General features: G+C 75.8%; 1 protein-coding gene. It reads left to right on the top strand.

From position 1 onward, the window contains the following. The first annotated feature begins 1 nt into the window (after window position 1). On the top strand, window positions 2–14,887 hold the full coding sequence (locus tag CP984_RS06510; protein ID WP_078586848.1) for a non-ribosomal peptide synthetase: 14,886 nt from the start codon (window positions 2–4) through the stop codon (window positions 14,885–14,887). Window positions 14,888–14,920: the final 33 nt, after the last annotated feature.

Below are 14,920 nucleotides of genomic sequence, written 5' to 3'. Positions count from 1 at the left end.
GATGACCCGATCTCTTGTCGAGGACGTGTGGCCGCTCTCGCCGCTGCAGGAAGGGCTGCTGTTCCACGCCTCCTTCGACGAGGAGGGCCCGGACGTCTACCAGGGGCAGCGGACGCTGGCGCTGGACGGACCGCTGGACGCCGATCTGCTGCGCGCCTCCTGGGAGGCGCTGGTGGCCCGGCACCCGGTGCTGCGGGCGGGCTTCCGGCGCCGCAGGTCGGGCGACGCGGTGCAGGTCGTCGCGCGCGAGGTGACGCTGCCGTGGCGGGAAGCCGATGTGTCCGGACTCGGCGGGGCCGACGCCCTCGCCGAGGCGGAGCGGCTGGCCGCCGAGGAGCGGGCCGAGCGGTTCGACCCGGCGGTGCCGCCGCTGCTGCGCCTGCTGCTGATCCGCCTGGGCGACGAGCGGCACCGGCTGGTCATCACTTCCCACCACGTCCTGATGGACGGCTGGTCGATGCCGGTGCTGCTGGGCGAGCTGACCACGGTGTACGCGGCGGGCGGCGACGCCCGCGGGCTGCCCCGCGCGGCCCGCTACCGCGACTACCTGGCCTGGCTGAACCGGCAGGACAAGGACGCCGCCCGGCAGGCGTGGCGGGCGGAGCTGGCCGGCAACGACGAGCCGACCCTCGTCGCACCGGCCGACCCGGCCCGGCTGCCCGTCGTCCCCGAGAGCCTGATCAGCGAGATCCCCGAGGAGCTGACACGCGGCCTGGTCGGGCTGGCCCGCGCCCGCGGCCTGACGGTGAACACCGTCCTGCAGGGCGCCTGGGCGCTGGTCCTGGCGCGGCTGGCCGGGCGCGACGACGTGGTGTTCGGCGCGACCGTGGCCGGGCGCCCCGACGAACTGCCCGGCGTCGAGTCGATGGTGGGCCTGTTCATCAACACGCTGCCGGTCCGCGTACCGCTGGACGGCGCGCAGCCGGTGCACCGCCTGCTGTCCGGCATCCAGGAGCGGCAGACCGCCCTCATGTCCCACCAGCACCTGGGCCTGGGCGAGATCCAGAAGCTGGCCGGGCCCGGCGCGGTCTTCGACACGCTGGTGGTGTTCGAGAACTACCCGGCGGCCCCCGCCGGGACGACCGGCCCCGACGCCTTCACCCTGCGCTTCCTCGAAGGCCGCGAGACCTCCCACTACCCCTTCACCCTCGTCGTCGTGCCGGGTGACCGGATGCTCTGCAAGCTCGACTACCGCCCGGACCTCTTCGACCACCCCACCGCCGAGGCCGTCTTCGGGCAACTGGTGCGGGTGCTGGAGCAGATGGTGGCCGACCCGTCGGCGCCGGTGGGCCGGATCGGCGTGCTGGGCGGGGACGAGCGGCACCGGGTCGTGGAGGGCTGGAACGCGACGGCCGGGGAGGTGGCGGGGCCGTCGGTGCCGGAGCTGATCGCGTGGCGGGTGGCGTCGACGCCGGATGCCGTGGCGGTCTCGGACGGCCAACGGCGGCTTATGTACGCGGAGTTGGACGTCGAGGCGGGCCGCTTGGCCGCGTACCTGAGTGGCTTGGGTGTGGGGCGTGGTGATCGGGTCGCGGTGGTGCTGGAGCGGTCCGTCGATCTGGTGGTGGCGCTGCTCGGCGTGTGGAAGGCCGGGGCCGCGTACGTACCGGTGGACGCCGGATATCCGGCGGAGCGGATCGCGTTCATGCTGGACGACTCGCGGCCGTCCGCCGTGGTGTGCGGCGAGGCGACGCGGTCGGCGGTACCGGTGGACACGGCCGCGCCGCTGGTGGTGCTGGACGCGGTGGAGCTGCCGGGCTCGGAGCTTCACGTACCTGTGTCGGCAGGCGACCTGGCGTACGTGATGTACACCTCCGGCTCCACCGGCACCCCGAAGGGCGTCGCGGTGCCGCACGGCAGCGTCGCCGCGCTGACCGGTGAGCGCGGCTGGGCCGCCGGGCCGGACGACGCGGTGCTCCTGCACGCGCCGCACGCCTTCGACGTGTCGCTCTTCGAGATCTGGGTGCCGCTGGTCGCCGGCGGCCGGGTCGAGGTGGCGCGGCCGGGCGCGGTGGACGCGCAGCGGATCCGCGAGGCCGTGGCCGGCGGGGTGTCGGCGGTGCACGTCACGGCCGGGCTGTTCCGGGTGGTGGCGGAGGAGGCGCCGGAGTGCTTCGCGGGGCTGCGGGAGGTGCTGACCGGCGGTGACGTGGTTCCGGCGGCGTCCGTCGCGCGCGTCCGGGAGGCGTGCCCCGGCCTGGCCGTACGGCATCTGTACGGGCCCACCGAGGTGACCCTGTGCGCCACCTGGCACCTGCTGCGCCCCGGCGACGCCGCGGGCCCCGAGCTGCCGGTCGGCCGTCCGCTGGGCAACCGGCAGGTGTACGTCCTGGACGCGTTCCTCCAGCCCGTGCCCCCGGGCGTGACCGGCGAACTGTACGTCGCCGGGACCGGGCTCGCGCAGGGCTACTGGCAGCGCGCCGGGCTCAGCGCCGAGCGGTTCGTGGCGTGCCCGTTCGGTGACGGCGGGAGGATGTACCGGACCGGCGACCTGGTGCGCTGGACGCGCGACGGGGAACTGGTCTTCGTCGGGCGGGCCGACGAGCAGGTCAAGGTGCGCGGCTTCCGCGTCGAGCTGGGCGAGGTGGAAGCCGCGCTGGCCGCCCACCCGGCGGTCGGGCAGGCCGTGGTGGTGGCGCGCGCGGACGGTCCCGGGGAACGGCGGCTGGTCGGCTATGTCGTACCGGACGGGCAGGAGGCGGACGCGGAGCAGATCCGCGAGCATGTCGCCAAGGTGCTGCCGGACTACATGGTGCCCGCGGCCGTCCTGGTCCTGCCGTCGCTGCCGGTGACGGTCAACGGCAAGGTGGACCGCGCGGCGCTGCCCGCCCCCGACTTCGCGGGGCGGGCCTCCGGGCGGGCGCCGCGCACCGGAGCCGAGGAGACGCTGTGCGGCCTGTTCGCCGAGGTGCTCGGGCTCGACCGGGTGGGCATCGACGACGGGTTCTTCGCGCTGGGCGGTGACTCGATCGGCTCGATGCAGCTGGTGTCGCGGGCCCGTCGCGCCGGACTGGTACTGACGCCGCGTCAGGTGTTCGACCACCGGACCGTGGAACGGCTGGCGGCGGTGGCGACCCGTACCGACGCGGCCGCGCGGGCGGCGTCCGACGTGGGCGTCGGCGAGGTGCCCTGGACGCCGGTGATGCGGGCGCTGGGGGAGCGGGCGGCCCGCCCCGGGTTCGCCCAGTGGATGGTCCTCGGCGCACCGGCCGGACTGGGGCCGGACGCGCTGACCGCCGGACTGGCAGCCGTCCTGGACACCCACGACATGCTGCGCGCCCGGGTGCGCGACGGCGCGGCGGGGCCGGTGTTCGACGTGCCCGGCCGCGGCGCGGTGGACGCCGCCGCGCTCGTCACCCGTACCGACGCCGCGGAAGCACCGGACGACGAACTGGACGGCATCGCCGAGCGCGCGGCGAGTGACGCCGCCGCACGGCTGGACCCGGCCGCGGGCGAGATGGTCCGGGCCGTATGGGTGGACGCCGGGCCGGAGCGGACCGGACGGCTGGCCCTCGTCGTCCACCACCTCGTCGTGGACGGCGTGTCCTGGCGCATCCTCGCGCCCGACCTGCGCGCCGCCTGCGAGGCGGTGACGGCGGGACAGGCGCCCGAGCCGGACCCGGTCGGCACGTCCTTCCGCCGGTGGGCGGACCTCCTCGTCACCCAGGCGACCGACGCGTCCCGTACGGCGGAGCTGGCGGACTGGACCGCCCTGCTCGGCGCCGCCGGGCCCCAGCTCGGCACCCGCGCCCCCGACCCGGCCACCGACACCGCGGCGACCCTGCGCCGCAGGTCGTGGACGGTCACCGGCGCGGCGGCGGCCACCGTAGTGAACCGGGCACCGGCCGCCTTCCACTGCGGCGCGCACGACGTGCTGCTGGCCACGCTGGCGGGTGCGGTCGCGCACTGGCGCCCGGAGGCGGGCGCCGGGCTCCTGGTGGACATCGAGGGCCACGGCCGCGAACCGCTCGACGGTACGGACCTGACGCGCACGGTGGGCTGGTTCACCAGCGTCCACCCGGTCCGCCTGGACCTCACCGGCATCGACCTGCCGCAGGCGCTGACCGGCGGACCCGCGGCCGGGGCGCTGCTCAAGACCGTCAAGGAGCAGGCGCGCGCGGTGCCCGGCGACGGCCTCGGGTACGAGCTGCTGCGCCACCTCAACCCGGAGACCGGCCCCGCGCTGGACGCTCTTCCGGCTCCGCAGCTCGGCTTCAACTACCTGGGCCGCTTCACCGGCGGGGCGGACGGCGCCTCCGTGGCCCCGTGGCAGCCGGCCGGTACGGCCGCGGTCGGCGGTACGGCCGCGCCCGACCTGCCCGCCCGGCACGCCCTGGAGGCGAGCGCGGTCGTCCGCGACACCCCGGACGGGCCGGTGCTGGACCTCGCGCTCAGCTGGCCCGCCGCCCTCCTCGACGAGACGTCGGTGGACCGGCTCGGCGACGCCTGGCTGGACCTCCTCGGCGGCCTGGCCACGCACGCCGACGCCCCCGGCGCGGGCGGGCACACCCCCGGCGACTTCCCGCTGCTGGACCTCACCCAGGACAGCGTGACGGCGCTGGAGGCCGCCGTGCCGTCGCTGACGGACATCTGGCCGCTGTCGCCCCTCCAGGAAGGGCTGCTCTTCCACGCCGCCTTCGAAGAGGAGGGCCCGGACGTCTACGAGACCCAGCGGCTGCTGGACCTGAACGGGCCGCTGGACGCCGCCCGCCTGCGCGCCTCCTGGGAAGCGCTGCTGGCCCGGCACGACGCCCTGCGCGCCAGCTTCCACCAGCGGGAATCCGGCGACACCGTGCAGGTCGTCGCGCGGGACGTGACCCTGCCGTGGGCCGAGGCGGACGTATCGGCGCTGCCGCAGGACGAGCGGCAGGCCGCGCTGGACGAGCTGGCCGCGAACGAGCGGGCCCACCGCTTCGACCTCGCGGTGGCACCGCTGCTGCGGCTGCTGCTCGTCCGCCTCGCCGCGGACCGGCACTGCCTGGTGGTGACCAGCCACCACATCCTGCTCGACGGCTGGTCCATGCCGGTCGTCCTGGACGAACTCGGCGCGGCCTACGCGGCGGGCGGCGACGGCGCGGGGCTCCAGCGCACCGCCTCCTACCGCGACTACCTGGCCTGGCTGGAGCGCCAGGACCGGGATGCCGCGCGGGCCGCCTGGCGGGCGGAACTCGCCGGCGCCGAGGAATCGACGCTGGTGGCCCGCACCACGGACCAGGGCCGGGCACCGGCAGCCCCCGAGACGGGCTCCGCCGAATTGTCCGAGGACGGCACCCGGGCCCTCACCGAACTGGCCCGCCGCCACGGCCTGACCGTCAACACCGTGGTGCAGGGCGCCTGGGCGATGGTGCTGGCGCGCCTGGCCGGGCGTACCGACGTGGTGTTCGGCGGCACCGTATCCGGCCGCCCGCCGGAGCTGCCCGATGTCGAGTCGATGGTGGGCCTGTTCATCAACACCCAGCCGGTACGGGTCACTCTCGACGGCGCGCAGCCCGTGCTGCGCCTGCTCGCCGGGCTCCAGGAGCGCCAGTCCGCGCTGATGGCGCACCAGCACCTCGGCCTGTCCGAGGTCCAGGGCCTGGCCGGGCCCGGCGCGGTCTTCGACACGATGCTGATGTTCGAGAACTACCCGCGCACCACCGCCACCCTGTCCGGTGCCATGCGGTCCGGCGACGAGGTGACGATCAGCCAGTCCGACATCGTGGCGGGCACCCACTATCCGCTGGCCGTGGGCGTCGTCCCCGGCGACCGGCTGCGCGTGTACGTCACATACCGCCCGGACCTGTTCGACCGGCGCGAGGCCCGGCGGCTGGGGGAGCGGGTGGTGCGCGTCCTGGAGCAGATCGTGGCGGACCCCGGGGCGCCGGTCGGCCGGATCGGTGTGCTGGGCGCGCCGGAACACGGCCGGGTCGTCGGGGAATGGAACGCCACGGCGGCCGGGCGGCCGGCCGGCGCGACGGTGCCGGAGCTGTTCGCCGCGCAGGTGGCGCGGGCGGGTGACGCGGTGGTCGTGGTGGACGGGCGACGAACTGTCGAATATGCGCAGTTGGACGTCGAGGCACGCCGTATCGCCGCGCATCTGCACGGCCTGGGCGTGGGGCGCGGCGACCGCGTCGCCGTCGTGATGGAGCGGTCGGCCGATCTGATCGCGGCGCTGCTCGGCGTGTGGCAGACCGGGGCCGCGTACGTACCGGTGGACCCGGGCCACCCGGCGGAACGGATCGCGTTCCTGCTGGCGGACTCCGGTCCGGCGGCCGTGCTGTGCACCGGGGCCACACGGACGGTGGTTCCGGCGGACGCGGCCGGGCGGACGGTGGTCCTGGACGAGGTGGGGGCCGCGGGCACAGTGCCACAAGTGCGCGTGGACGCTGACGACTTGGCGTACGTCATGTACACCTCCGGCTCGACGGGCACCCCGAAGGGCGTGGCCGTGCCGCACGGCAGCGTGGCCGCGCTCGCCGGGGAGCGGGGCTGGTCCCTTGGCCCGGACGACGCGGTGCTGATGCACGCGCCGCATGTCTTCGACGCCTCGTTGTACGAGGTCTGGGTGCCGCTGGCCACCGGCGCGCGCGTCGTGGTGGCCGCCCCCGGCACGGTCGACGCCGGGCGCGTCCGCGAGGCGGTGGCGGCGGGGGTGACGGCCGTCCACCTCACGGCGGGCCTGTTCCGGGTGGCCGCCGAGGAGGCCCCCGACTGCTTCGCCGGGCTGCGCGAGGTGCTGACCGGCGGCGATGTGGTCCCGGCGGCGTCCGTCGCCCGCGTACGGGACGCCTGCCCGGACGTGACGGCCCGGCACCTGTACGGGCCGACCGAGACCACGCTGTGCGCCACCTGGCACCGGCTGCGGCCGGACGAGGCCCTGGCGGACGTGCTGCCCATCGGCCGCCCGCTGCCCAACCGCCGGGTGTACGTCCTGGACGCGTTCCTCCAGCCCGTACCGCCCGGCGTGGACGGCGAGCTGTACCTCGCCGGTACGGGCCTGGCGCGCGGCTACCTCGGCCGCTCCGGCGCGACGGCCGAACGCTTTGTCGCCTGCCCCTTCGCGCCCGGCATGGGGGTCCCGCCGGCCGAAGGCGGGGGGAGGATGTACCGCACCGGCGACCTGGCCCACTGGACCGACGACGGCGAACTCGTCTTCGCCGGGCGGGCGGACACCCAGGTCAAGGTGCGCGGCTACCGGGTGGAGCCGGGCGAGGTGGAAGCGGCGCTGACCGGGCACCCGGCGGTCGCCCAGGCCGTGGTGGTGGCCCGCGAGGACCGGCCGGGCGAACGCCGCCTGATCGGGTACGTGGTGCCGGACGGCACGGCGGTGGACGGCGAGGCGGTCCGCGACCACGTCGCCGGGCTGCTGCCGGACTACCTGGTCCCGGCCGCCGTGGTGGTGCTGGACGCGCTCCCGGTGACCGCGAACGGCAAGGTGGACCGGGCCGCGCTGCCCGCCCCCGACTTCGCCGCGCGGGCAGGTGGGCGGGCGCCGCGCAACGCGGCCGAGGAGACGCTGTGCGCCCTGTTCGCCGAGGTGCTGGGCCTGGACCGGGTGGGCGTCGAGGACAGCTTCTTCGAGCTGGGCGGCGACTCGATCATGTCGCTGCAACTGGTCTCGCGCGCCCGGCGCGCCGGAATCGTCGTCACGCCCTGGCAGGTCTTCGAGGAGAAGACCCCCGAGCGGCTGGCCGAGGTCGCCGAGACGGCCGGGGACGGTGAGGGGACCCCGCAGGAAGCGCCGGACGACACGGCGGGCGAGGTCGCCTGGACCCCGGTGGTGCGGGCGCTGGGCGTACCGGCCGCGACACGGCCCGCGTTCGCGCAGTGGGCGGTCCTGGGCGCCCCCACCGGGCTGGGCGAGGACGTACTAGCCGCCGGGCTGGCCGCCGTACTGGACACCCACGCCATGCTGCGGGCCCGGGTGGCGGACGACGGGCCGGAGCCGACGCTGCAGGTGCCCGCGCGCGGTGCGGTGGACGCCGCCGCGCTGGTCAGCCGCGTCGACGCCACCGACGTACCGGACGACGGGCTGGACGTGCTGGCCGACCAGGTCGCTCGGGACGCCGTGGAACGCCTGGCGCCCACCGACGGCGTCCTCGTACAGGCGGTGTGGCTGGACGCCGGTCCCGGACGGACCGGCCGGCTGGTCCTCGCCGTCCACCACCTGGTCGTCGACGGTGTCTCCTGGCGCATCCTCGTACCCGACCTGCAAGCCGCCTGCGAAGCGGTGGCGGTGGACCGGGAACCGGACCTCGACCCGGTCGGCACGTCCTTCCCGCAGTGGTCGGACCTGCTGGCCGCCCAGGCGGCGGACCCCGCGCGCACCGCGGAACTGGAGCGGTGGACCGCCCTGCTGAACGGCCCCGCCCCGCTGATCGGCGAGCGGGCCCTCGACCCGGCGCGGGACACCGCGGGAACCGTACGCCGCCGCACGTGGACCGTGCCGCGCTCCGCGTCCGCCGTCCTCGCCGCCCGGACCCCGGCCGCCTTCCACTGCGGCGTCCACGACGTGCTGCTGGCCGCGCTGGCCGCCGCCGTGACGCGGCAGCAGGACGCGCGCGGCCAGGACACCGGCGCCGGAGTCCTGCTGGACATCGAGGGGCACGGTCGCGAGCCGCTGGCGGACGCTGATCTGTCCCGTACGGTCGGCTGGTTCACCAGCACCCACCCGCTGCGGCTGCGGCTGGCCGGTCTCGACCTGGCGCAGGCCCGCTCCGGCGGACCCGCTGCCGGGGCGCTGCTCAAGAGCGTCAAGGAGCAGGCCCGCGCGGTGCCGGGTGACGGGCTCGGGTACGAGCTGCTGCGTCATCTCAACCCCGAGACGGGCCCGGCACTGGCCGCCCTCCCGGCCCCGCAGATCGCGTTCAACTACCTCGGCCGCTTCACCGCGGGCGCGGAGACGGACGCGGTCACGCCGTGGCAGATGGCCGGGGAAACGGCGCTCGGCGGATCCGTGGACCCGGGCATGCCCGCGCGGCACGCCCTGGAAGCGGGCGCGGTCGTCCAGGACGGGCCCGACGGGCCCGCACTGACCCTGACCCTCAGCTGGCCCGGCGATCTCCTCGACGGGACCGCCGCGGAACGGCTCGGCCAGGACTGGCTGGCGATGCTCGACGGCCTCGCCGCCCACACCGAAGGCCCCGGCGCGGGCGGCCACACCCCCTCCGACTTCTCCCTCCTGGCCCTCACCCAGGACACCGTGGAGGAACTGGAGACGGCCGTGCCGTCCCTGACGGACATCTGGCCGCTGTCGCCCCTCCAGGAAGGGCTGCTGTTCCACGCCGCCTTCGACGAGGACGGCCCGGACATCTACGAGGGCCAGCGGATGATGGAGCTGACCGGACCGCTCGACGTGGCCCGGCTGCGCGCCACCTGGCAGACGCTGCTGGTGCGCCACCCGTCCCTGCGGGCGAGCTTCCACCCGCGCGCGTCGGGCGAGACGGTGCAGGTCATCGCGCGTGACGTGCCGCTGCCGTGGCGCGAGGCGGACCTGTCGGGCCTGGCCGAGGACGCCGTGCCGGACGCCCTCCAGGAACTCGCCGACGGCGACCGCGAGCACCGCTTCGACCTGGCGGTGGCGCCGCTGCTGCGGCTGCTGCTGGTCCGGCTCGGCGAGCGGCGGCACGTACTCGTGCTGACCAGCCACCACATCGTCAAGGACGGCTGGTCCCTGCCGGTGCTGATCAACGAGATGGCGCAGGTGTACGCGGCGGGCGGCCACGACCGCACGCTGCCGCCCGCCACCTCCTATCGCGAGTACCTGGCCTGGCTGGACCGCCAGGACAAGGCGGCCGCACGGGACGCCTGGCGCGCCGAACTGGCCGGGGTGGACGAGCCGACCAGCGTGGTCCCGGCCGAACTGGTCCGCGCCCCCGCCGTACCGGAACGCATCCGCTTCGAGCTGTCCGACGAGCTGACCCGCGGCCTGACGGAGCTGACCCGCGGTCTCGGCCTGACCGCCAACACCGTCCTCCAGGGCATGTGGGCGCTGCTCCTCGCCCGGCTGACCGGGCGCCCCGACGTGGTCTTCGGCACCACCGTCGCCGGCCGCCCGCCGGAGCTGCCCGGCGTCGAGTCGATGATCGGCCTGTTCATCAACACCCTGCCGGTACGGGTCCACCTGGACGGCGCGCAGCCGGTCGCCGAGCTGCTCACCGACATCCAGCGGCGCCGCACCGCGCTCCTCGCCCACCAGCACGTCGGGCTCCCGGAGATCCAGCACCTCGCCGGGCCCGGCGCGACCTTCGACACCCTCGTCGTCTACGAGAACTACCCGCAGCCGCCCGAGCCGCCGGCCGACCCGGACTCCCTCGCCGTACGCCCGGCCGGGGTCCCCGAGGACCGCGGCCACTACCCGCTGACCTGGATCGTCGCGCCAGGCGAGCGCACCCAGGGCGACTTCATCTACCGGCCCGACGTCTTCCCGCGCGAACGCGCCGAACGCATGCAGGCCGCGCTCGTCCGCGCCCTGGAACAGGTGGTGGCGGACCCGGGCACGCCGGTCGGCCGCATCCGGCTGCTCGGCGAGGACGAACGGGAACGGGTCGAGGACCGCTGGAACCGTACGGCGGTGCCCGCCCCGGACGCGCCGCTGCCGGAGCTGTTCGCCGCCCAGGCCGCACGGTCCCGTGACGCGGTGGCGCTGGTGACCGACACCGGGACCCTGACCTATGGCGAACTCGCCCACCAGGCAGGGCAGCTGGCCCGCCACCTGGCCGGGCTCGGCGTCGGGCCCGAGGAGCGCGTCGCGGTGGCCGTGCAGCGGTCGGCGGCCATGGTGACCGCCGTGCTGGCCGTCTCCATGGCGGGCGGGGCATTCGTTCCCGTCGACCCGGACCATCCGGCGGAGCGCGTGGCGTACGTCCTCGCGGACGCCGCGCCGTCGGTGGTGGTGTGCACCACCGCGACCCGGCACGTCGTCCCGGACGGGTTCGGCGGGCGCGTGGTGGTCCTGGACGACACGGCGGTGGCGGCCGAGGTGGCCGCACTGCCGGGCGGCCCCGTGACCGACGCCGAACGGACCGCACCCCTGCGCAGCGCCCACGCCGCCTACGTCACCTACACCTCCGGCTCCACCGGACGGCCCAAGGGCGTCGTCGTGTCGCACGCGGGCCTGGGCAACCTGGCACAGGCCCAGATCGAACGGTTCGCGGTGACACCGCGGTCGCGGGTCCTGCAGATGGCGTCGCTGAGCTTCGACGCGGCCGTCTCCGAACTGTGCATGGCGCTGCTGTCCGGCGCCGCCTCGGTGGTCCCGGGCCCGGAGGGCCTGCCGCCCCGCGTGTCGCTGGGCGCGGCGCTGCGCCGCTGGGACATCACCCACGCGACCGTCCCGCCGAGCGTGCTGGCGGTGGCCGAGGAACTGCCCGCGACGCTGGAGACGCTGACCGTGGCGGGCGAAGCCTGCCCGCCCGGCCTGCCCGCCCGCTGGGCCGCGGGGCGGCGGACGGTCAACGCGTACGGGCCGACCGAGACCACGGTCTGCGCGGCGATGAGCGCGCCGCTGGCACCGGACACCGACCCGGTACCGATCGGGCGGCCGGTCGCCAACTCCCGTACGTATGTGCTCGACGCCTTCCTCCAGCCGGTGCCGCCGGACGTGGCCGGTGAGCTGTACGTCACCGGCGTCAACCTCGCCCGGGGCTACCTGGGCCGCGCGGGGCTGACCGCGGAACGCTTCGTGGCCTGCCCGTTCGCGCCGGGGGAGAGGATGTACCGCACCGGGGACGTGGCGCGCTGGACCGGCGACGGCGAGCTGGTCTTCGTCGGCCGGGCCGACGCCCAGGTCAAGGTACGCGGCTACCGGGTGGAGCCGGGCGAGGTGGAGGCCGCGCTCGCCACCCACCCGGCCGTCGGCCAGGCCGTCGTGGTGGCCCGCGAGGACCGGCCCGGCGACCGCCGCCTGGTCGGCTACGTGGTCGCCGACACGGCCACCGAAGGCCGGGACGAGCGGCTCGAACAGGAGCAGGTCGGCGAATGGCAGGACCTGTACGACACGCTGCACGCCCACCCCGGGTCCGACGTGCTGGGCGAGAACTTCGCCGGATGGAACAGCAGCTACGACGGGCAGCCGATCCCGCTGGAGCAGATGCGCGAGTGGCGGTCCCGGACCGTCGAGCGCATCCGCGCGCTGCGCCCGCGCCGGGTGCTGGAGCTCGGTGTCGGCACCGGCCTCCTCCTCTCCCGGCTCGCGCCCGACTGCGAGACCTACTGGGGCACCGACTTCTCCGCGCCGGCGATCGAGGAGCTGCGGCGGCATGTCAGCCGCGACCCCGGGCTGGCCGGACGGGTCGAACTGCGCACCCAGGCCGCCCATGAGGCGAACGGCCTGCCCGCCGGGTACTTCGACACGATCGTCCTGAACTCGGTCGCGCAGTACTTCCCCAACGCGGACTACCTCCGGGAGGTCGTGGAGCTGGCCGTGCGGCTGCTGGCCCCGGGCGGCGCGCTCTTCGTCGGCGACGTGCGCAACGTACGGCTGCTGCGCGCCCTGACCACCGCCGTGCACGTACACCGCGCCGGGGACGACGGCGACCCGGCCGCGCTGCGGCGGGCCGTGGAGCGCGGCGTCGTCCTGGAGAAGGAACTCCTCGTCGACCCGGAGTTCTTCACGGCGCTGGGCGACCGGCTGCCGGACGCCGCGGGCGTGGACATCCGGCTCAAGCGCGGACAGCACCACAACGAGCTGACCCGGTACCGCTACGACGTGACGCTGCACAAGCGGGGAGCCGCCGTGCTCACCCTCGACGGCGCGCCGGAGCTCGACTGGACGGACCGGGACGGCGGCCTCGCCGCGCTGCGGCGGCACCTGGACGGTGAGCGGCCCGACCGGCTGCGCGTCACCGGTGTGCCCAACACCCGGGTCGCGTACGAGGCGGCGCTCGCCCGTGCCGTCCAGGACGGCGGGGACCTGGCCGGGGTGCCGGTCACGGCCCCCGACGGGCCCGACGTCGAGGCGTTCCACGAGCTGGGGGAGAGCCTGGGCTACTGGGTGGGGGCCACCTGGTCCGCCGGTACGCCGGAGCACCTGGACCTCACGTTCGTCCGCGGCGAACTGGCCGAAGAGGCCGCGCCGGTGGGCACCTACGTACCGGCCGGAGGCACCGCCGATCCGGAGGCGCCGCTGACGGCGTGGACCAACGCGCCGGCCGCGGGCCGCGACACCGGCGCACTGCTGGCCGCCCTGCGCGCACACGTCGCCGAGCGGCTGCCCGAGTACATGGTCCCCGCGGCCCTGGTGCCGCTGGACCGGCTGCCGCTCACCCCGAACGGCAAGGTCGACCGCCGGGCGCTGCCCGCGCCCGACTTCGCCGGGCAGGTCTCCGGGCGCGCCCCGCGCACCCCGGTGGAGGAGACGCTGTGCACCCTGTTCGCCGAGGTGCTCGGTCTCGAACGGGTGGGCATCGACGACGACTTCTTCCAGGTGGGCGGCGACTCCGTGATGTCGATGCAGCTGGCCTCCCGGGCCCGCCGCGCCGGACTGAACCTGACGCCACGCCAGGTGTTCGAGCAGTCGACGCCCGAGCGCCTGGCGGAGGCGGTGGAGTCGGACCGGGCGGCGGACCGCGCACGGGCGGCCGGGAACGTCGGTACGGGCCCGATCGCGGCCACCCCCGCGATGCGGGCGCTGGGCGGGCACGCCTTCGACCGGGGCCTCGCCGAGTGGATCACCGTGACCGCGCCGGCCGGTCTGGAGGCGCACACGCTGACCGCCGGGCTCGCCGCCGTACTGGACACGCACGACATGCTGCGGGCCCGCGTGGCGACGGACGGCGACGCGGGACCGGTGCTGGTGGCCGGTGAACGCGGCACGGTGGACGCCGCCACGGCGCTCACCCGCGTCGACGCCACGGGCATCTCCGACGACGACCTGGACGCTGTCGCGGACCGCGCCGGGCGGGAGGCGGCGGAGCAGCTGGACCCGGCCGCGGGGCCCGTGCTCCGGGCCGTGTGGCTGGACGCCGGACCCGACCGCACCGGACGGCTGGCCCTCGTGGCCCACCACCTGGTCGTGGACGAGGCATCTTGGCGCATCATCGTCACCGACCTCGCGGCGGCCTGCGCGGCCGTGGCGGACGGTGCCGTACCGGAACTCGCGCCTGTAGGCACGTCCTTCCGGCGATGGGCCGAAGAACTGACCGGCGAGAGCCCGGCGGTCGTAACGGACTTGAGCGCCATGGCGCACCGGTCGTGGACCGTACCCCGCGACACCGCCGTCACCCTCCTCCACCGGACCCTGCCCCTCTACCACTGCGAGCCCCACGAGGTGCTGCTCGCCGCCCTGGCAGGCGCGATCGCACGCGACGAGAGCGGCGCGTCCGTCGTGGTGGCGGTCGAGCAGGACGGCCGGGACAGCGGTGAACCGGCCCGCACCGTCGGCCGGTTCACCGCCCTCGGGCCCGTACGGCTGGACCTGTCCGGCACCGATTTGGACGGGGCTTGGGCGGGCGGCCCGGCGGCCGGTACGTTGGTGAAGGCCGTCAAGGAACAGCTGCGCGCCCGCCCCGGAGCCGGTGCGGTCCCGGACGCCCTGCCGGAACCGCGCGTCTCCTACACCCACCGGGACCGGTCCCGCACCGGACCGGCGGACGGACCCTGGCAGCCGGCCGGCGCCGCGGCCGACGGCCCGCCCCGGCCCGGCCTGCCCGCCGGGTACGCGAGCACGGTCCTCCGGGGCACCCAGGACGAGCCGGAACTGACCCTCACGCTCGGCCTGCCCGCGCAACGGGACGCGGCGGCGGCCGAGCGTATCGGCCGGGCCTGGCTGGACCTGCTGTCCGGCCTGGCCGCGCACACCACCGACCCGGCGGCGGGCGGCCACACCCCCTCCGACTTCGGGCTCCTCGATCTCGCCCAGCAGCAGATCGACGAGCTGGAGGCCGGGTTCACCGACGACAAGCGCTAACGACCCACCACGAGGCGTTGTGAGGAGAAAGCG

Origin of the sequence: Streptomyces rimosus (assembly GCF_008704655.1) — a bacterium.
GTDB lineage: Bacteria > Actinomycetota > Actinomycetes > Streptomycetales > Streptomycetaceae > Streptomyces > Streptomyces rimosus.
The sequence above is the reverse complement of the archived record's forward strand: the minus strand, read 5'-3'. Positions and strand labels throughout refer to the sequence as shown.